This is a genomic window from Streptomyces sp. NBC_00454 (assembly GCF_041434015.1).
Classification (GTDB): Bacteria; Actinomycetota; Actinomycetes; order Streptomycetales; family Streptomycetaceae; genus Streptomyces.
This window is the reverse complement of the sequence record NZ_CP107907.1, coordinates 2,167,822-2,185,606: the sequence shown is the minus strand read 5'-3', so window position 1 is coordinate 2,185,606 and position 17,785 is coordinate 2,167,822. Positions and strand designations below refer to the sequence as shown.

The 17,785-nt window shown below is 73.2% G+C and carries 19 protein-coding genes; 9 read left to right on the top strand and 10 right to left on the bottom strand.

The annotated features are described in order from the left end of the window. Positions 1-7 precede the first annotated feature (7 nt). Together OHU74_RS10155 and OHU74_RS10150 are read right to left on the bottom strand one after the other, a co-directional pair. Positions 8-808, bottom strand: a complete 801-nt coding sequence (locus tag OHU74_RS10155; protein WP_371615577.1) for a tyrosine-protein phosphatase — start codon at positions 806-808, stop codon at positions 8-10. 52 nt (positions 809-860) lie between these two features. After that, positions 861-1,481 (bottom strand): rhomboid-like protein, encoded by a 621-nt coding sequence (locus OHU74_RS10150; RefSeq protein WP_371615576.1) that lies wholly within the window; start codon positions 1,479-1,481, stop codon positions 861-863. Positions 1,482-1,547: 66 nt separating this feature from the next. Here OHU74_RS10150 and OHU74_RS10145 point away from each other — a divergent pair, with 66 nt between their 5' ends. Together OHU74_RS10145 and OHU74_RS10140 are read left to right on the top strand one after the other, a co-directional pair. After that, positions 1,548-2,279, top strand: coding sequence for a hypothetical protein (locus OHU74_RS10145; RefSeq protein ID WP_371615575.1), 732 nt, complete (start codon positions 1,548-1,550; stop codon positions 2,277-2,279). 87 nt (positions 2,280-2,366) lie between these two features. Then, positions 2,367-3,884 carry a PepSY-associated TM helix domain-containing protein gene (locus tag OHU74_RS10140; protein ID WP_371615574.1) on the top strand — a complete coding sequence of 506 codons (1,518 nt, stop codon included), beginning with the start codon at positions 2,367-2,369 and terminating at the stop codon, positions 3,882-3,884. 133 nt (positions 3,885-4,017) lie between these two features. Here the strand turns inward: OHU74_RS10140 and OHU74_RS10135 are convergent, their stop codons facing one another. The 3 genes from OHU74_RS10135 to glnII form a co-directional block, all read right to left on the bottom strand. After that, complete coding sequence (locus OHU74_RS10135; protein ID WP_371615573.1) at positions 4,018-4,614, bottom strand: winged helix-turn-helix domain-containing protein; 597 nt, start codon at positions 4,612-4,614, stop codon at positions 4,018-4,020. A 354-nt stretch (positions 4,615-4,968) separates the two neighbouring features. Then, positions 4,969-5,907, bottom strand: a complete 939-nt coding sequence (locus OHU74_RS10130) for a hypothetical protein (RefSeq protein ID WP_371615572.1) — start codon at positions 5,905-5,907, stop codon at positions 4,969-4,971. Positions 5,908-6,040: 133 nt separating this feature from the next. Then, positions 6,041-7,060, bottom strand: a complete 1,020-nt coding sequence (gene glnII / locus OHU74_RS10125) for a glutamine synthetase (protein WP_371615571.1) — start codon at positions 7,058-7,060, stop codon at positions 6,041-6,043. 253 nt (positions 7,061-7,313) lie between these two features. Between glnII and OHU74_RS10120 the strand changes: the two genes are divergently transcribed. After that, complete coding sequence (locus OHU74_RS10120; RefSeq protein WP_371619632.1) at positions 7,314-8,255, top strand: Gfo/Idh/MocA family protein; 942 nt, start codon at positions 7,314-7,316, stop codon at positions 8,253-8,255. Positions 8,256-8,307: 52 nt separating this feature from the next. Here the strand turns inward: OHU74_RS10120 and OHU74_RS10115 are convergent, their stop codons facing one another. Further along, positions 8,308-8,835 (bottom strand): hypothetical protein, encoded by a 528-nt coding sequence (locus tag OHU74_RS10115; protein WP_371615570.1) that lies wholly within the window; start codon positions 8,833-8,835, stop codon positions 8,308-8,310. A gap of 480 nt (positions 8,836-9,315) precedes the next feature. Here OHU74_RS10115 and OHU74_RS10110 point away from each other — a divergent pair, with 480 nt between their 5' ends. Beyond that, positions 9,316-10,680: a helix-turn-helix domain-containing protein gene (locus OHU74_RS10110; RefSeq protein ID WP_371615569.1), complete on the top strand. Its 1,365-nt coding sequence runs from the start codon at positions 9,316-9,318 to the stop codon at positions 10,678-10,680. Between the two features lie 29 nt (positions 10,681-10,709). Here OHU74_RS10110 and OHU74_RS10105 read toward each other — a convergent pair whose 3' ends face one another. Both OHU74_RS10105 and OHU74_RS10100 read right to left on the bottom strand, forming a co-directional pair. Beyond that, positions 10,710-11,216, bottom strand: coding sequence for a DinB family protein (locus OHU74_RS10105; RefSeq protein ID WP_371615568.1), 507 nt, complete (start codon positions 11,214-11,216; stop codon positions 10,710-10,712). Positions 11,217-11,360: 144 nt separating this feature from the next. Then, positions 11,361-11,732 carry an ArsC/Spx/MgsR family protein gene (locus OHU74_RS10100; protein WP_371615567.1) on the bottom strand — a complete coding sequence of 124 codons (372 nt, stop codon included), beginning with the start codon at positions 11,730-11,732 and terminating at the stop codon, positions 11,361-11,363. A gap of 106 nt (positions 11,733-11,838) precedes the next feature. Here OHU74_RS10100 and OHU74_RS10095 point away from each other — a divergent pair, with 106 nt between their 5' ends. Together OHU74_RS10095 and OHU74_RS10090 are read left to right on the top strand one after the other, a co-directional pair. Then, on the top strand, positions 11,839-12,102 hold the full coding sequence (locus OHU74_RS10095) for a hypothetical protein (RefSeq protein ID WP_330296093.1): 264 nt from the start codon (positions 11,839-11,841) through the stop codon (positions 12,100-12,102). Positions 12,103-12,308: 206 nt separating this feature from the next. Next, positions 12,309-12,569 carry a hypothetical protein gene (locus tag OHU74_RS10090; RefSeq protein WP_371615566.1) on the top strand — a complete coding sequence of 87 codons (261 nt, stop codon included), beginning with the start codon at positions 12,309-12,311 and terminating at the stop codon, positions 12,567-12,569. On the opposite strand, the gene OHU74_RS10085 is transcribed toward OHU74_RS10090, so the two are convergent. Both OHU74_RS10085 and OHU74_RS10080 read right to left on the bottom strand, forming a co-directional pair. Beyond that, entirely contained in the window at positions 12,560-12,838 is a 279-nt protein-coding gene (locus OHU74_RS10085) for a hypothetical protein (protein WP_371615565.1), read from the bottom strand. The genes OHU74_RS10090 and OHU74_RS10085 overlap by 10 nt on opposite strands. A gap of 159 nt (positions 12,839-12,997) precedes the next feature. Continuing rightward, complete coding sequence (locus OHU74_RS10080; RefSeq protein ID WP_371615564.1) at positions 12,998-14,104, bottom strand: PP2C family protein-serine/threonine phosphatase; 1,107 nt, start codon at positions 14,102-14,104, stop codon at positions 12,998-13,000. A 124-nt stretch (positions 14,105-14,228) separates the two neighbouring features. Between OHU74_RS10080 and OHU74_RS10075 the strand changes: the two genes are divergently transcribed. The 3 genes from OHU74_RS10075 (at position 14,229) to OHU74_RS10065 (ending at position 17,758) form a co-directional block, all read left to right on the top strand. After that, positions 14,229-14,936: a VIT family protein gene (locus OHU74_RS10075; RefSeq protein ID WP_371619631.1), complete on the top strand. Its 708-nt coding sequence runs from the start codon at positions 14,229-14,231 to the stop codon at positions 14,934-14,936. Positions 14,937-15,283: 347 nt separating this feature from the next. Beyond that, positions 15,284-16,177, top strand: a complete 894-nt coding sequence (locus OHU74_RS10070) for a TIGR01777 family oxidoreductase (RefSeq protein WP_371615563.1) — start codon at positions 15,284-15,286, stop codon at positions 16,175-16,177. Positions 16,178-16,507: 330 nt separating this feature from the next. Beyond that, on the top strand, positions 16,508-17,758 hold the full coding sequence (locus OHU74_RS10065) for an FAD-dependent oxidoreductase (protein WP_371615562.1): 1,251 nt from the start codon (positions 16,508-16,510) through the stop codon (positions 17,756-17,758). Positions 17,759-17,785: the final 27 nt, after the last annotated feature.

The window sequence follows — 17,785 nt, the reverse complement described above, 5'->3', positions numbered from 1 at the left end:
GGACGGCCTAGGCGATGAGGCGGGCGCGCAGCGCCTCGACCGTCTCGTCGGAGATGCCGAGGCCCTCGCGCACGTACTTCTCCATCGAGCCGTAGCGGGTGTTCACCTCGTCCATCGCCGCCTCCAGGTACGAGGGGAAGACGCCGATCAGGGCCAGTGCGATGTCCGGGTCCCCGCCGGCCGCCGTGAACCCCTCGATCATCGGGGCGAAGGCCTGGCGCACCGCCGGGTTGACCGACAGGTACTCGCTCATCAGCGTCTCGTCGTCGGCGCCGAGCAGCGACAGGACGACGGTCGCACCCCAGCCCGTACGGTCCTTGCCCGCCGTGCAGTGGAAGAGCAGCGGGCCCGACTGCGGGTCGGCGAGCTCGGTGAGCAGCGTCCGGTACGAGGCCTGCGCGGAGCCGGAGCTCACCAGTGAACGGTAGACGCCGCCGAACAGGGCCTGCGCCTTGCCGCCGCCCAGGTGCTCCTCGGCGACCGCCGGGTCGGACAGCAGGTCCTTGAGCTGTGCGGCGACGGGCATGCCGGCCGGGCCGGAGCTCATCTTGTCGGCCAGGGCGTCGGCTATGAGCAGCCGGGCACCGGCCGGCACCCGGTCGGGGTGGTCGGCGCGCTCGGCGTCGGTGCGGAAGTCGATGACCGTACGCAGGCCCAGCGCGGCCACCGCCGGGTCGCTGTCCACGTCGAGCCGGTCGAGCTGGCCGGAGCGGAGCACCAGGCCGGGGCGGACCGTGCGGCCGCCGGAGAGCGGGGTGCCGCCGAGGTCGCGGAGGTTGGCGACGGTCGTTGCGGGGGTGGCGGTCATCTTGGCGACTCCAGCGTTGGCGTGGCTATGGATTCATAGGGGTCATATGAATTCAGGGGGTGACGCGTGTCATCCATATGATTTTCGGAGATTTCGCTCCGGAAAGGTAATCGGCGGCCACGGACACCCCCAGGCCGAGCCCCAGTGCCACCAGGTGCCCGGCGTCCGTGAAGGTCCGGCCCCGCATCAGGACGGGCCGCGCCGCGAGCGCCAGCAGCCCCGCCCGGGCCGCCGTGCGCACCGGCCCGCGCGGCAGCGCCGAGGTCAGCACGCCGAGCACGGCGTTGAACCCGTAGCTCGTGCCCACGTCCACCGCCCGCCGGGTCCGCGGACCGGCCGTCCTGCGCAGCACCCCGTAGACCAGCAGGGTCGCCGCGCCGTGCCCGAACAGGAAGGCGGCGGCCGTCCACCAGGCCCCGTACGCGTATTCGCAGTAGCCGAGGGCCGCCATCAGGAGCAGCGCGTACGGCAGCGGCATCGGCTCCTCGACGAGGAACGCGCTGGCCGGCAGGGTCTCCCAGCGGCCGGCGTCGAGATTGTCGGCATTGGTCGAACAGGCGCGCAGCACCCGCTCGCGGGCCGCCGGATCCAGCCGTTCCAGGGCGTACGCCCCCAGCTGGACCCCGCCCGTGTACACGGCGCCCAGCGGCACCTTCCAGCGCAGTGAGTTCACCTGGTCATGATCGGACACCCCCACGCGTCGGGCGAGGCGGGTTTCCATGGCAGCATTTCCCAGGTCATGCCACCCAGCCCCGCGCCACTGCGCGCCGCCCGGGCCGCGATGTTCGCGGCGGTGGCTGCCGCACTGGGTGCGGTGGGGCATTCGTACATGTCCGGTACGGACATTCCTGCACTGGGGCTTCTATCCGCATTCGGGCTGACCGGCGGACTCGCCTGGCTCGGCGCCGGACGGCGCCGCGGACCGCTCTCGATCGGCTCGGCCCTGCTCGGAGTCCAGGCGGTCCTGCACCTGGTCTTCTCGGCGTCTGCATCCGCATCGGCATCGGCGTCCGCGTCCGCGGACATGGGCGCGATGGACATGGCGGGCGCGCACGACATGAGCGCCATGGGCATGGGCATGGACATGAGCATGGACATGGACATGGCTTCGGGCATGGACATGGGCGCGGCGATGGCCGGTCACGCCCAAGACGGCCTCGGCATGATCGCCGCGCACGTCCTCGCCGGACTGTTCTGCGCGGCCTGGCTGGCCTGGGGCGAGGCGGCCGTCTTCCGGCTCGCCGCCGTCCTCGCGGCCGGAGCGCTGCTCGCGGCCCGGCCGCTCTCCCGGGTCCTCGCCCTGCTGCGCACGCGCGTGGCCCCCGTACCGCCGAGGCCTGCCTTCCTTCCCCGGTACGAACGGCCGCGCACCCTGCGCGGGGCCGTGCACGCGCACACCGCCGAGCGCCGCGGGCCGCCCCGGCCGGCTCGGATACGCATCACGGCCCCCGGCCGTCCTGTCCGCGCCTGACCGAACGGCGCACCTCCTTGGCGAGGCGGCGAGACCTGGGGCCGCTCACCCATGTCTTCCACGTCTTCGCCAATACCTAGGACACCCATGTCTTTCGACCAGGCCAGGGGGGCCCGCGCCGCGGGCGCCGGCCAGCTCGACACCACATCCGACCCCACACCCGACGCCACGGGTGACACCGCGACCGACGCCATGCCGGGATCCTCCGGCCGCAGGCCCGGCACCTGGGCCGCGCTGCGGCCGCTGCTCCTGCGGCTGCACTTCTACGCCGGGGTGCTGATAGCCCCGCTGCTGTTCGTCGCCGCCGCCACCGGGCTGCTCTACGCGGGTTCCTGGCAGGCCGAGAAGATCCTCTACTCCGACCAGCTGACGGTCGACGGCGTCGGCGACAGTACGCTGACGCTCGGCTCCCAGGTCGCCGCGGCGAAGAGGGCCGCGCCCCAGGGCTCGGTGACCGCCGTGTGGCCCGCACCCGAGGCGGATGCCACCACCCGGGTGATCATGGAGAGCCCGGGACTCGCCGAGGGCGAGACCCTCACGGTGTTCGTCGATCCGTATACGGCCGAGGTGCGCGGGAAGCTCACCACAGTCGGCGACGCGCCGCCCCTGCGGGCCTGGCTGAGCGAGTTCCACGCCAGCCTCCAGCTGGGGGAGTTCGGGCGGAACTACAGCGAGCTCGCCGCGAGCTGGCTGTGGGTCGTCGCCCTGGGCGGGCTCGCGCTGTGGATCGGCCGCAGGCGCACCCGTAAGGCGCTGCTGGCCCTTCCCGACCGGGCCGCGACCGGCCGGCGCAGGACGCTGTCCTGGCACGGATCGGTCGGCGTCTGGCTCGCCATCGGCCTCGTCGGCCTCTCCGCCACCGGCCTGACCTGGTCGAAGTACGCCGGCGAGAACGTCGGAGAGCTCAAGGACAGCCTCGGCGGGGCCACCCCGGCCGTCTCCGCCAAGATCGGCGGCTCCGCGGCCGGCGCCGCGGGCGGGGACCACGCCGGCCATGTCATGACCGAGGGCATGGAGGGCATGGAGATGCCGCCGGCCCCCGTCGACAACGTGGACATCGACCAGGCGGTGGTGCTCGCCAATTCCGCCGGGGTCACCGAATACCTGCGGATCACCCTGCCCGCCAAGGGCAAGGGGTATGTGATCAAGGAGCAGGACAAGCAGGTGCCGGTGCACCTGGACGCCGTCTCGATCGACCCCGCCGACGGCCGGGTCATCGACGAACTCCGCTTCGCGGACTACCCGTTGCTCGCCCAGCTCACCCGCTTCGGCATCGACCTGCACATGGGCCTGACCCTCGGGCTCGTCAACCAGCTGGCGCTGGCCCTGCTGGCGGTCCTGCTGATGTGCACGATCGTCTGGGGCTACCGCATGTGGTGGCTGCGCCGCCCGACCAAGGAGCGCAGGCTCTCGGCCGGCCGCCCGCAGCCGCGCGGGGCCTGGCGGAAGCTGCCGGTGGCGCTGCTGCTGCCGCTGGCCGCGGCCACGGCGGTCGTGGGCTGGTTCCTGCCGCTGCTCGGGATCAGCCTGGTGGCGTTCCTGGCCGTCGACGTGCTGCTGGGATTCACGGCGGCGCGCCGGTCGCGGAAGGCCGAGGGGGTCTAGCGGGTCGAACCCGGTCCGGCCGGCCGTCGGCGGCCCGGAGGTCCGGGCGTGCGCGTGGGCCCGTACTCCCCCTCGTGAGTACGGGCCCACCCGTCATAGGTCTTGCCGCGTGCGCCGGGCGTCATGCGGGGGCTCAGGGGGCGTACTTGTACCCCACCCGGCGCACGGTCTGGATCGCGCCGCGGTGGGCCGTGCCGAGCTTGCGGCGCAGCCGCGCGACGTGGACGTCGACAGTACGGCCGTCACCGACGTGGCCGTAGCCCCAGACGGTGGTCACGAGCTGGTCCCGGCTGTGCACCCGGTGCGGGTGGGCGACCAGGTGGGCCAGCAGCTCGAACTCCAGGTAGGTCAGGTCCAGGACCTGGCCGTCCACCTCGGCGGTGCGCTGCGCCGGGTCGATGCGGACCAGGGCGTCCCCGGCGATGGTGGAATCATCCTCGGGTCCGGTCTGGGCGGCGGGAACGGACTGGGGGGCGAAGGCGATCGGCTGCTGATCGGCCGGTACGAGGACCAGGTAGCCGACCATCGGCGGCTGGCCCGGCAGGGTGGGCAGGGTGTGCTGCGGGGCCGGCAGCCAGGTGGCGCCGGGCGGGAGGAAGTCCACGACGCGGGCCACCTCGTCCCGGTCCACGGACCGCAGGCGGTGGCGCGGACTGGGGGGGAAGGTCGGGTAGGTCAGGGGAGCGGTCGCAGCGGAGGCGGCAGGGGCGAAGGAACGGGTGTTTGCCATGAGTGGTCAGCTCTTTCACGCGGAGTGGTCGGCAGGAGACGTACGTACTGGCGTCGTCTTGTGTCGTACCGCGCAGACCGAAGGCCTCGGGGGAGGTCTGTGAGGAGGTCCCGGAGGCTTTAGAGGGCCGGCGCGTTCTTCGCGCGGCAACACACCCGGTCGAAATCGTGATCCTGACGGGAAGGCCAGAACGGCTCGAGGTCGCTGCGACCGATCGAGGTGTGCGAGTGGCTGGCCATGCGCCCATTCAAGCAGATGTACGGGCGCCAAGGCAGACCCCGTCTCACGTCGTGGAGCGGAATCTCATATTCCGCGATCACCCCGTGAACGGACCGTCACAATCCCGACAAAATCTCAGCCGTTCAGCCGCTTCCGCCAGTCCAGTCCGGTCACCTGTATCGCATTGTGGGCAGATCCGTCCCAGCTCCACTCCAGCCCCACCGCGTCCAGGGCGGCCACGACCTCCCGCCCCACGGCTACGGTCCTCGCCTCGTCGGCGCCTTCGTCGGCCGCGTCGCCATCCGGGGCGAAGCCCCCGTAGAGGAGGTACAGGTCCCCGCCGTCGGCGGCGCCCTCGGTGCACTGGCTGTGGAAGAAGACGAACCCGCGGGCGTCCTCGGCGCCGTCCCCCCGGATCTCCGCCGTACCGCAGCTGCGGCAACAGGTGAAGTTCTCCCGGGCGGTGAGTCCGGCCTCGCCGAGCGCGGCGAAGGCCCGCGCGAGTCGCTCCGGGTCGGTCTCGCCCACCCAGCCGGCCTGCTCGGCCACCCGCTCCCGCCAGAGCCGGGTCACCAGCTGCGCGGCCTGCTGCCGGGACACCGGCCGGACGGTGCCGTCGACCAGGTGGTCCTCGGCGCTCTCCGTGAGGGTCGCCCGGCTGTGGTAGCCACAGCGCAACCAGCCCCGTACGGCCTGCTCCAACTGCCTTTCCACCTCGGGCGGCAGCGGCTCCGCCGGCTCCTCGGCTTGGAATTCGAGCCGCTTCCAGACCGGGCCCAGGTCCCAGCCCTTCTCCTCGCGGGCCCAGCGGGCCATGACCTCCACGACCTCGGCCGCGGTGGGGAGGCGGGTCTGGAAATGCCGGTCGTGACCACCGGCGCGGTGCTCCAGCAGGTACTCGCCGTCACTGTCGTACGCGACCTGGATGTAGACGTCCGGGTCGCTCGTCATCCGCTCCACTATGAGGAAATCGTTCTCGTCCGAGTCGAGGCGCCCCGCCAGTTCGGACAGGAAGGGCAGCGCGGGGCGCTCGTAGGAACGGCCGTGTGCGGTCTGGACTCTGATCGGCAGCATGCGGACACCGTGTCAGAGGGGACTGACAGGGCGCCAGGGAGGGCCCTGCCCTGTGGACAACGACGGCGCCCGCCGGGCCACGGGGGCTCGGCGGGCGCCGGGTCGTGCGGGTGGAGCGAGGGGCGGGAGGCCCTCAGACCAGGCCGTCCTTCTCCAGGGCGGTGCAGCAGGTGTCCGTGATGAGGCGGGTGACCACGTACGGGTCCACGTTCGCGTTCGGGCGCCGGTCCTCGATGTAGCCCTTGCCGTCCTTCTCCACCTGCCACGGGATGCGGACGGAGGCGCCGCGGTCGGAGACCCCGTAGCTGTACTCGTTCCACGGAGCCGTCTCGTGCAGGCCGGTCAGGCGCTCGTCGATGCCCGCGCCGTAGTTCTTGACGTGGTCCAGCGGCTTGCTGCCCTCGCCCAGCGACTCGGCCGCGGAGATGATCGCGCGGTAGTCCTCGCGCATCGCCTTCGTGGAGAAGTTGGTGTGCGCGCCCGCGCCGTTCCAGTCGCCCTTGACCGGCTTCGGGTTCAGCGTCGCGGAGACGTTGAAGTCCTCGGCGGTGCGGTAGAGCAGCCAGCGCGCGATCCACAGCTGGTCGGAGACCTCCAGCGGGCCGACCGGGCCGACCTGGAACTCCCACTGTCCGGGCATGACCTCGGCGTTGATGCCGGAGATGGCCAGACCCGCCGTGAGGCAGTGGTCCAGGTGCTTCTCGACGATCTCCCGGCCGAAGATCTCGTCCGAGCCGACGCCGCAGTAGTAGCCGCCCTGCGCGGCCGGGAAGCCGTTGACCGGGAAGCCGAGCGGGCGGGTCCCGTCGAAGAAGGTGTACTCCTGCTCGATGCCGAAGATCGGGGCCTGGCCCGCGAACTTCTCGGCGATCGGACGCAGCTGCGCGCGGGTGTTCGACTCGTGGGGGGTCATGTCGATGTTGAGGACCTCGCACAGGACGAGGACGTGGTCGCCGCCGCGGATCGGGTCCGGGCAGGTGAACACAGGCTGAAGCACGCGGTCGGAGGCGTGGCCCTCGGCCTGGTTGGTGCTCGAACCGTCGAAGCCCCAGATCGGCAGCGCGTCTCCGTCCGCCATGATCTTCGTCTTGGAGCGCAGCTTCGCCGTCGGCTCGGTTCCGTCGATCCAGATGTACTCAGCCTTGTAGCTCACGGGCCCCATCCTTCGGTGCGTCGCTCCGGCGCAGACTCTGCGGGTGCTGCGGTGGTGTGCTGCGATCTCGAACTGCGGTGTCGAACGACGGTGTCCGAAACTGCGGTGTAGACCGCAGCGTGCCCGCTCGCGATTTCTCTTCCGTTGCCCGTGTGTGAACCCCGTGTTACCGAGGTTTACGCCGCAGGTGGGCGTGGTTGTGCGGGTTGGCCACGGGGCACCCGTCCGGGTGGGGCAGACTGGGCAGGTGAGCATTTCGTACGATTTGAAGTCCACCGAAGACGGTTCCGCAGGGGCCGCTTCCGGGCCGCGCCCCCGCGTCGGACTGCTGGGAACCGGCCCCTGGGCCCACCGCACCCACGCGCCCGCCCTCGCCGCGCACACCGGCTCCGAGTTCGCCGGAGTCTGGGGCCGGCGCCCCGAAGCCGCGGCCGAGCTCGCACGCCAGTACGGCGTGAAGGTGTACGAAGACCCCGACGCGCTGTTCGCCGACTGTGACGCCGTGGCCTTCGCCCTGCCGCCCGACGTGCAGGCCCCGCTCGCCGTCCGCGCGGCGGCCGCCGGATGCCACCTGCTGCTCGACAAGCCCGTCGCCACGACCGCGGCCGACGCCCGCGCGGTCGCCGACGCCGTCGTCGAACACCGGGTCGCCTCCGTCGTCTTCCTGACCCTCCGCTTCGCCGAGCCCACCGCCGGCTGGGTGGCGCAGCAGGCGGAGCGCTCGGGCTGGTTCACCGCGGCCGCCCACTGGCTCGGCGCGGTCTTCCCGCCCGACGGCGAGCCCAGCGCCTACGCCGACTCGCCCTGGCGCAAGGCCAAGGGCGGGCTCTGGGACGTGGGCCCGCACGCCCTGTCCGTACTCATCCCCGTCCTCGGCGACGTCACCTCGGTCAGCGCCACCCGCGGCCCGTCCGACGTGGTCCAACTGGCCCTGCGCCACACCTCCGGCGCGGCCAGCACCGCCGTCCTGAGCCTCAGCTCCCCGCGCGCCGCCGCCGGAGTGGGCCTGGAACTGCGCGGGGCCGAGGGCGTCTTCGGCCTGCCGGAGTGGAGCAACGTCCCGGGTGCCTACGGCAGCGCCCTGGACGCACTGCTCACGGCCGCCCGTACCGGGGTGCCGGACACCCGGGGCGCGGAGTTCGGCGCCCGGCTGACGGAGATCCTGGCGGAGGCGGAGGGGCAGCTGCCGGGGTGACGGGGGCCGCGCCTATCTGGCGAGGTCCCCGCCTATCTGGCGAGGTCCCCGCCTATTTGATGAGGGCGTTGGCCACGATGATGGCCAGCCCGATCGTGGCGTCGGCGACGCCGATCAGGAGCGCGGAGCCGAGCTTGTAGCCGACCCGCAGGGCGACGAAACAGCCCCAGGCGAACAGCATCGCCGTGTTCAGGCCGAGCCCGATCGCGGTGACCCCGTGCGAGTCCCAGTCGGTGAGCCCGGCGACGAACAGCAACAGGACGGTGGGGAGGGTGGCCGCGATCATCGGCCACTCGTTCCACAGCGCCCGCCCCAGCAGCCGCCACCGGTGCCCGGCGGAACCGGGCTGGTGGGTGGCCATGTGGTGCGAGTACCCGTGCGCGAGCCCGGCGGTGGCGGCGGTGACGAGGACCCAGCTGGCGTCGTAGAAGGGCGTGTAGTCCCCGCCCTTCTGGTCGAGCGCGGCGAGCAGCCCGGACGCGAGGACCGTCCCGTACACCCCGCCGAACATCCAGTCCGCGCTCCGGCGGGGCGGGGGGAGGAGGGGTGCTGCGGGGATTTCCGGAGACTGCTCGGTCACGGAGGGCGGTCCTTGGGTGCGATTCATCCCCGTTTGGGCTGACCTCGGCAAGCGTAGGGGGTGGGGGATGGGGTCCGCGTGAGGGGAGGGGCCCTGCCCCGCCGAAGGATCCGCGGCCGGGCTAGGCCGTCTCTTTCGGATCTTGCCGGGTCCGCGCCGCCCGGCACCGCACCTCGCCGCACTGCCGCGGCACCCGAGTACGTCCAGTACACGGAAGCCCCGGCAGCGCGCCGAGGCACGGCACCGGACGACGCGGACCTGACCGACAAGATCCGAAAGAGACGGCCTAGGCGGCAGGACCTTGGTCCGCCCGCTCTCGGCCAGCGCGGTCCGGAGAGATGGCCGGTTGATCCATTTCGGGGCCCGGCGCGGCGGCCATAGGATCCGGCCGCCCGCACGGCGTCCGTGGATCGGCACGGACCGACCTGGGCGTCTTCGGACGCCCGAATCCGGTGGCGGGCCGCGGACGGCGGGGGAGCCATGACCAGTTCGGAGCGGGAGAGTCCGGGTCGGAGCGTCGGCGACGGCCGGGCGGGGTCGGATCCGGGACGGCTGCGCACCGTGGCCGGGTTCATCGAGGCCCTGCGCACGCTGAAAGCGGTGGAAGGCCTGTCCTTACGGGAGTTGCAGCGCCGCACCGGACTGCCGCACACCACCATCGCGCACGCCCTGCAACCCGAACGCCCTTCGCTGCCCCCGTGGGACCGGGTCCGGGCGCTGCTCGTGGCCTTCGGCGTGCCGGAGGCGGCGCTGCCGCGCTGGAAGGAAGCCTGGACGAGGCTCCGGCTCTCCCCGGACGGCCACGCCGGCCCGGACCCGACCCGGGACCCGCAGACGCCCCCGCCCTCGCCCCCGATCCCGGCCGAGGCCTCAACCCCGGTTCCGGGCCCCGGCCCTGCCCCCGATCCCGGCCCCGAGGAGCCGGCCCCCGGGGCGGACGCGCGGGGGCTACGGGGGCTACGGGGCTTACGGGGGCTACGGAGCCCAAGGCGCGGCCCGAGGTGGCGCCGGGCGGTCACCCACGCCGTGGCCCTCGTCCTCGGCGCCGCCCTCGGAGCGGCGGCGATGGCCACGACGGTCCCGCCCCGGACCCCGGCCGCCACGCACGCGGGGTATCCGGTGGAGGAACAGGGCTGCCCGTCCGCGAGCCCGGCGCCCACACCGCCGGCCAAGTCGCCCAAGCCGGCCCCGCCCGCAAGCAATGGCGCTGCGCCTTCGTCACCGAAGACGCCCGCCGCTTGGGTGGCGCGCCCCGCGGGGGACCAGCAGATCCTGTCCGGCACCGATTTCGTGCTGCCCGTCGTGTCCCCGGTCGCGGAGGGGGACGCGCTGGTCGTCAGCCTCATGCTGACGAGCACCTGCCCCGGCCGGGTAGAGGTGACGGACACCAGAGGCGACGAGTTCCGGATCGTGGGCGACGAGACGGACAGCTCCAGGCACCGGACGATGCTCCTCGCCGCGTTCCACGTGCGTCCGCTCACCACGGCCGACTCGATCCACGTGGTCTACCCGCACGCGAGCAAGTACAACGTCACGGTGGACGAGTTCCGCGGGGTCGGCGAGGCGGTAGGCCACGCGCAGGCCCACGGCGAGTCCGGCAGGACCGCTTTCAGCACCGGTTCGAGCAGGCTCGACTGCGCGGCGGGGGACCTCCTGGTCGGCGCGGTGGGCACCAACACCGGGACCGCTCCGGCGTTCGCGGCCGAGTGGACCGCGCTGCCGGAGAGCAAGCTGTCCTCCTACCGGCTGACCAGCGCCTACCGGACCGTCCCGGCCGCCCAGTCGTGCGCGCTGACGGGAACCACCACGGCCCAGTGGGGCGCGGTCATGACGGCCCTGCGCTGACGCGCTGCGGCCTCCGCGTCCGAGACGGTCTAGCCGCCGGTCGTGCCGTCGAGCATCTCGCGCAGGATGTCCAGGTGGCCGTTGTGGCGGGCTGTCTCCTCGGTGAGGTGGAGGAGGATCCAGCGCAGGTCGACATGGAGGCCGTCGCGGATGGCCCGCTGGGCCTGCTTGGCCAGGCTGTTCCCGGCGACCAGTTCGCGATAGCGGGCGCTTTGTTCGGCGTATTCGTCGAGCAACTGCGGGAGCGGGAAGTCGACGGCGATGCGCATCTCGCGGTCGGGGTCCTCATCGGTCCAGGGGCCCTGGTCCTCCTCGCCGAGGAAGACCACCTGGAACCAGTAGTACTCGACCCAGCGGAGATGGTTGATCAATCCGCTCAAGGTCATCAGCGGTGAGCCCGGCAGGAGCGCCTTGCGGGCGTTCTCCACCGAGACGCCCTCGCACTTGGCGCGGGCGGTGTGACGTGCGTAGTCGAGAAACGTGGTGAGCTGGGTGCGCTCGTCCCACGCGGGCGGCGTGTCGTCGATTCTTGTCATCGCGCGAAGCGTCCCCGATCGCCGCGCCCGATGTCGAAGCATTTAGCGGCGGCCCCAACCTGCCCCACCAGCTCCTTGTCCGGTGGGGCACCATAGCCGGTCAGCGCCGGCGGGCCGCCCGGCAAGATTCGCCGGACACCCGACCTAACCCTTGCGCGCAAGCGCCTCCCGGACCGCCTCCTCCGACCGGGCCACCACCGCGGTGCCGTCCTGCGCCGTGATGATCGGGCGCTGGATCAGCTTCGGGTGCGCTGCCAGATGGCTGATCCAGAGCTGCCGGGCCGCTTCGGTCTCCTCGCGCGGGAGGTCCCGTACTCCGGTCTCCTTCGCGAGCGGGTCCGAGGTGCGGGTGATGTCCCACGGCTCCAGGCCCAGGCGGCCCAGGACCTCGCGGATCTCGCTCTCGGAAGGCACGTCCTCCAGGTAGCGGCGGACGGTGTACTCGGCGCCCTCCGCGTCCAGCAGGGTCAGCGCGCTGCGGCACTTCGAACAGGCCGGATTGATCCAGATCTCCATACCCGGAAGCTTAGCGAGGCGGCGCCTGGCCAGGTCCTTTGTCAGTGGTCGCCGGTAAAATCGAAGGAGAAGGACAGGATGCCAACTACCGTTTGGGAGGCTGTAGATGGCCACTGCCATGACCCTGCGCACCATCGAGACCGTCAAGAAGAAGCCGCTGCCGGCGGGGCTGCCCCGCGAGTGGTACGAGAGCCACAACCGGCGGCTGAAGGCGATGCGGCTGGCGATATCCCTGCTCGACTCGGGAACCTATGACGTCCGGCGCGCCACCAACCGCAAGATCCGCGCGATGGCCGTCCGGACGGGCATCCACCGGCCGTCCAACGTCACCTGCAAGCTGGTCCGTTCCTTCATCCGCGAAGCCGCGTAACAGCCTCGCCGGCCGGTCGCCCACCCCGGGCCGACCGGCCGGCGAGGTCGTACGATGCCCAGGCGTACGGCCGGGGGGTTCGACCGCAGGCCGGACCGGGTGAAGGGGGCGCTGAAGTGACGGGAAGCGCAGGTTCGGCACCGGTGGCGTCCGGCGGGCCGCGGCCGGAGTCCACGGGCCGGGTCGGCGCGGCGGTGTGTGCCAGCGTGCTCGCTCTCGCTCACCTGGTGACGTGCTACGTCGTGCTCACCGCCTACATGGTCGAGCCGGACGGTCCCTGGGACAGGCAGGCCGTCACCAACTCCGGCTTCGCCGCGGGTGCCGCCCTCTGCTTCACCGTCGTGACGGTCTTGCTCTCGTGGATGTTCGTGAAGGTCGGCTGGCTGCGCGGGTGGTGGTTCGTGTTGCCGGCGCTGTCGGCCGTCGCCGCCGTTCTGAGGCTGACCCTTCTCGCCCCTCAACTCTGACGCGAGGTCGGGCCGTCGTCGAGGGTGACGTTGACGACCTTGCCCTCGTCCCCGTCCCCGTCCTCGGCCGCGGGCGCGGGTGCCAGGGCCGAGCTCGCCTTCAGTCGGGCGGGGGCTTCGATCACCTGGTCCTTCGCCGAGCCCGAGTCGGGGGCCATCGCCTCCTTCCCGGCCGCGCCGAGCACGATCGCTCCGATCAGCAGGGCCATGGCGCCCGCCGCTGCCACGACGGCCGTGATTCGCTGGTTGTGCTTCCGCGGTGCGTGCATGCAGTGGGCCTCGGTTTCCGTGCTTGGGGGAGCGGGAGACCCGAGCGAAACACGGAGAATGGCCCAAATGGGTAGTTGTCATCGTTTGATCACATGATCAGTACGGTGCGGTCATGGCGATGGCGATGGCGATGACGGTGATCGCGGTGATCGCAGCCGTCACGGCGTGCGGTGCGCACCGTCGGGGTCACCGTCCGGTGAGAGCACCAGCAAGGCGACGTCGTCGCGCGGCCCGCCCCCGGTGAAGGACGCCAGGTCCCGCCACACCGCCTGTGCCAGCCCCACCGGATCCGTCGCCAGTACGGGCACCCGCGCGGCCAGCGGGTAGAAGTTCCCCGCCGCGTCGCGGGCCTCCGTCACCCCGTCCGTGTACAGCAGGACCCGGTCCTCCGGCCGGACCGGGAGCTCGGTGGGCTGCGACGGGGCCGGGCCGGCCAGCCCCAGGCCGAGCGGGGGCCCCGGCTCCACGTCGAGTTCCGAGACCACGAAGCCCCGTAGCAGCAGGGGCGGGGGATGCCCGCACGACACGATCCGTACGAGGTCCAGCCCCGGCGGGAACTCCAGCAGCACGGCCGTCGCGAACAGCTCCGCGTGCTCCACCGCGGAACCCGCCGCGTCCGCCAGCAGACGGCGGTCCAGCCGGGCCGCCACCGCCGTGAGCTCCGCGTCGTCCAGGACCCCCTCCCGGAAGGCGCCGAGCAGCGAGGCGACCGTACCGACGGCGGCCAGGCCGTGGCCCTGGACGTCGCCGACCACCGCGCGCACGCCGAACGGGCCGACCCGGACGTCGTACAGATCGCCGCCCACCAGGGTGCCGCGCTGGGCGGCCCGGTAGAGGCCGGAGCAGCGGACCTGGCCGACCCGTTCGGGGACGGGCGGCAGCACCGCCAGCTGGGCGGCCTCCGCGACGGTCCGGACGCTGATCAGCTGGGCGTCACGACGTTTTCGGACCCAGGCCACGACCACGCTCAACAGGCCGATCGCGGCCACGGTGGCGAGGTCGGAGCCGCGGGCGTGCGCGATGCCGATGCCGGGCAGGCCGAGGAGTACGAGCACCACGCCGGCGAAGACGGCGGTGCCGGCGGCGCCGTACGCGAAGGCGGCCACCGGGGGGAGCCCGGCCAGGAAGTAGCCGAACTCGACATCGCCGGGGGTGACGCGCTGGGCGCAGACCAGCACGAACAGAGCCACCGCGGGCGCGAGCCGGGCCCAGCGCGGCGGCGGCGCCCCGCGGAGCCAGCCCGGCTCCTCGCGTACGCGTCTCACTCCTCCACCCTGGTACCGGCACGGAAGGCGCGCACGCCGGGTGGCCCCGGGCGGCGGAGGCCACGACAGTGGGGGCGTGACGGAAACGACGGACGGCGGCACGGGCGGTGGCGCGGGCTCGGGCATGGGCACCGACGGCGGTACGCAGAGCGCGGCGATCAGCACCCGGCTGAACTGGCTGCGCGCGGGGGTGCTCGGCGCGAACGACGGGATCATCTCGACGGCGGGCCTGGTCGTCGGCGTCGCCGGGGCCACGACCTCGCGGTCGGCGATCCTCGCGGCGGGCGTCGCGGGGCTGCTGGCGGGAGCGCTGTCGATGGCGGCGGGGGAGTACGTGTCGGTCAGCTCCCAGCGGGACTCCGAGAAGGCGGCACTGGACCTGGAGCGGCGGGAACTGGCGGAATCCCCGGCGGAGGAGCTGGAGGAGCTGACCGGGCTCCTGGTGGAGCGGGGGCTGAGCAGGGCGGTGGCGCGGGAGGCGGCGGAACAGCTGACGGAACGCGACGCGCTACGGGCCCACGCGCGGGTGGAGCTGGGCATCAACCCCGACGAACTGGCCAATCCGTGGCACGCGGCCCTGGCGAGCCTGGTGGCGTTCACGGTGGGGGCCCTGCTGCCGCTGCTGGCGATCGTGCTGCCGGGGCCGTCGGGGCGGGTGCCGGTGACGGTGGGGGCGGTGCTGCTGGCCCTGACCCTGTGCGGAGTGCTCAGCGCACGGCTGGGCGGGGCGGGCGCGGCCCGAGCGGTGGCCCGCAACGTCACGGGCGGCGCCCTGGCAATGGCCGTCACCTACGCGGTGGGCACCTGGCTCGGCACAGCGACCCCATCCTGACCCACCCCATCCACCCCTGCCGCCGTCCGGCGCGGAGCGGCAGCATCGGCCAGGGGGCTGCGCCCCCGAGCCCGACCCGGGCCAGGGCCGGCGCCCGGGGCCGCGCCCGACACCGACACGTGGCTGCGCCCGCGCCCAACCCGGGGGCTGCGCCCACCCCGCCCGACTGGGGGCTGCGCCTGCACCCGGTCCGGGGCTGCGCCCGCACCCGCCCCCTGGGGGCTGCGCCTACCCGATCCCAGGGCTGCGCCCCCACCCGCCCCCGCGGCTGCGCCCAACGCCGCGCCCGGCGGCTGCGCGCGCCCTGGCCCAGGGCCCCGCAGCCCCGGCGGTGCCAAGATGGGGCCATGCGTATCGCAGTCACCGGTGCCACCGGTCTCATCGGCAGTGCTCTCGTGCGGGATCTGCGTGCCGACGGGCACGAAGTGGTCCGCTTCGTGCGGCGGGCGGCCTCCGCGGCCGACGAGGCGCGGTGGGATCCGGCGGCCGGCTACGTCGATCCCGCCGGGTTGGCCGGCTGCGGGGCCGTCGTGCACCTGGCCGGGGCCGGGGTCGGGGACCACCGGTGGACGGACGCGTACAAGCGGGAGATCCGCGACAGCCGGGTCAACGGCACGGCCGCCATGGCCCGTGCTATCGCGGCCATGGCCGAGCCGCCGGAGGTGTTCGTCTGCGGGACCGCCATCGGCTACTACGGCGATACCGGCGACCGGGCGGTCGACGAGAGCGCCCCGGCGGGAGCGGGCTTCCTCCCCGAGGTGTGCATCGCGTGGGAGGCGGCCGCGGCCCCCGCGCAGGACGCCGGCGTCCGGACGGTGTTCGCCCGTACCGGGCTGGTCGTCGCGGCCGAGGGCGGGGCCTGGGGGAAGCTGTTCCCGATCTTCAAGGCGGGGATCGGCGGCCGGCTCGGCAACGGCCGCCAGTACTGGTCGCACATCTCGATGTACGACGAGCTCGCCGCCCTGCGCCACGTCCTCGACACCCCGGCGATGACCGGCCCGGTGAACCTGACCGCCCCGGAGCCCCTGACCAACCGCGAGGTCACGGCCGCGATGGGCCGGGTCCTGCACCGCCCGGCGGTGTTCGCCGTACCGGCTCCGGCCATGCGCCTCGTCCTCGGCGAGTTCGCCCAGGACGTGCTGGGCAGCCAGCGGGTGCGCCCCGCCCGGCTGCTGGAGTCCGGCTTCGTCTTCCGGTACCCCGGGATCGACGAGTCGATCAGGGCGGCGCTGGCGCGTTAGCCGGTACGCCGGTCGGTACGACAACGGGCACGCCCAGTCGGCACGCCCAGTCGGCACGCCAGTCGGCACGCCGGTCGGCCTGCCGGTACCCCCGCCACGCCAGTGCCCCCCTACCCCGTCAAACCCCTCCGCCCCCCGCGCCGAGAAGCCGGCGAAGCCCGAGGGGGAGCGTCCGGCGTCCGCGTGCGACCGTACGTGAGCCGAATGCGACCGCCGTGCGACCGGAGTTGACCGCGCTGCTCGCAATAGCTCCGTCAACTCGGGTTCCGCTGGAGCCGGTTGGGGGAAGGAGGATTCCCACACAGCCGGGCCGACCTCGGGGAGGGGCACGTGCTCAACAGCGCACACGCACACCATGCGGACGTAGTCATCGTAGGAGCCGGAGTCTCGGGACTTGCGGCCGCGCACCACCTGATCGCGGCCGGGGTCACGGTCATCGTCCTGGAGGGCGCGGACGACTCCGGCGGCCGGATGGCCACCGAGACCCTGGACGGCTTCCGGCTCGACCGGGTCGGCCAGTTGCTCAACACCGCCTACGCCGAGCCGGCCCGCACCCCCGGCCTGGAGGACCTGGTCCTGCGGCCCTTCGCGCCCGGCGCCCTCATCCACACCGACGGCCGGATCCTGCACGCCGCAGCACTCACCACCGCCCGCGCCCTGACCAGCGGTTCCCTCGACCAGGCCCGGATCGGCGCCGCCCTCGGCCGCCTCGCCGCGCTGCCCGAGGAACGCCTGCTCGCCCGCCCGGAGCGCACCGCGCACGCCGCCCTGAGCTCCCGGAGCCTCGGTGCGGCGCTGCGCCCGCTTCTCGCCGCGCTCCTGCGCGACCCCGCGCTGGCCACCTCCAGCCGCGTCGCCGACCTCGCCCTGCGCACCTTCGCCCGCGGCCGCCTCGCCGTGCCCGAGGGCGGCGCCGCCACCCTGCCCGGACTGCTCGCCGCCGCGCTGCCGCCCGGCACCGTACGCACCGGGGTCCGGGTCCGGTCGGTGGCCACCAACCTCGTCACCACCGAGGGGCACGGGGACTTCAGCTGCCGCTCCGCCGTCCTGGCCACCGGGGCGCGGGCCGCGGCCGAACTGCTCCCGGGGCTGCGCGTGCCCGCCTTCCACGAGGTGACCGTCATCCACCACGCCACCACCGGGACCCTGCCCTGGGACGGCTCGCTGCTCCTGGACGGCGACCCCAAGTGGCCCGTCGCGCACACCGCCGTGATGAGTGCCGTCGACCCGACGCGCGCCCCCGCCGGCCGCAGCCTGGTCACCACCACCGTGCTCGGCCCCCCGCCGCCCGCGCGCACGGTCGCCTCGCGCCTGGCCCGGCTCTACGAGACCTCGACCCGGGAGTGGGAGCTCCTCGCCGTCCACCACACCCCCGAGGCCGTCCCCGCCATGCCCCCGCAGCAGGACACGCGCCGCCCGGTCCGGGTCCTCGCCGGGCTCTACGTGTGCGGCGACCACCGGGACACCAACACCGTCGAGGGCGCGCTGCGTTCGGCCCGACGCGCCGCCGGAGCCGTCCTGAAGGACTTCGGCATCCCGCTCCCGGCCGCCCCGGAAGCCATGCTTCCGGTGGCGGCCTGAGCGCCATCCAACAGAGCCGGCGGGGCA

What these genes read in the sequence shown, in the direction of transcription:
- OHU74_RS10155 (WP_371615577.1), bottom strand. Translation starts at nt 808, where the DNA reads ATGACCGCCACCCCCGCAACGACCGTCGCCAACCTCCGCGACCTCGGC.
- OHU74_RS10145 (WP_371615575.1), top strand. Translation starts at nt 1,548, where the DNA reads ATGCCACCCAGCCCCGCGCCACTGCGCGCCGCCCGGGCCGCGATGTTC.
- OHU74_RS10140 (WP_371615574.1), top strand. Translation starts at nt 2,367, where the DNA reads ATGTCTTTCGACCAGGCCAGGGGGGCCCGCGCCGCGGGCGCCGGCCAG.
- OHU74_RS10135 (WP_371615573.1), bottom strand. Translation starts at nt 4,614, where the DNA reads ATGGCAAACACCCGTTCCTTCGCCCCTGCCGCCTCCGCTGCGACCGCT.
- OHU74_RS10130 (WP_371615572.1), bottom strand. Translation starts at nt 5,907, where the DNA reads ATGCTGCCGATCAGAGTCCAGACCGCACACGGCCGTTCCTACGAGCGC.
- OHU74_RS10110 (WP_371615569.1), top strand. Translation starts at nt 9,316, where the DNA reads ATGACCAGTTCGGAGCGGGAGAGTCCGGGTCGGAGCGTCGGCGACGGC.
- OHU74_RS10105 (WP_371615568.1), bottom strand. Translation starts at nt 11,216, where the DNA reads ATGACAAGAATCGACGACACGCCGCCCGCGTGGGACGAGCGCACCCAG.
- OHU74_RS10100 (WP_371615567.1), bottom strand. Translation starts at nt 11,732, where the DNA reads ATGGAGATCTGGATCAATCCGGCCTGTTCGAAGTGCCGCAGCGCGCTG.
- OHU74_RS10095 (WP_330296093.1), top strand. Translation starts at nt 11,839, where the DNA reads ATGGCCACTGCCATGACCCTGCGCACCATCGAGACCGTCAAGAAGAAG.
- OHU74_RS10085 (WP_371615565.1), bottom strand. Translation starts at nt 12,838, where the DNA reads ATGCACGCACCGCGGAAGCACAACCAGCGAATCACGGCCGTCGTGGCA.
- OHU74_RS10075 (WP_371619631.1), top strand. Translation starts at nt 14,229, where the DNA reads ATGGGCACCGACGGCGGTACGCAGAGCGCGGCGATCAGCACCCGGCTG.
- OHU74_RS10070 (WP_371615563.1), top strand. Translation starts at nt 15,284, where the DNA reads ATGCGTATCGCAGTCACCGGTGCCACCGGTCTCATCGGCAGTGCTCTC.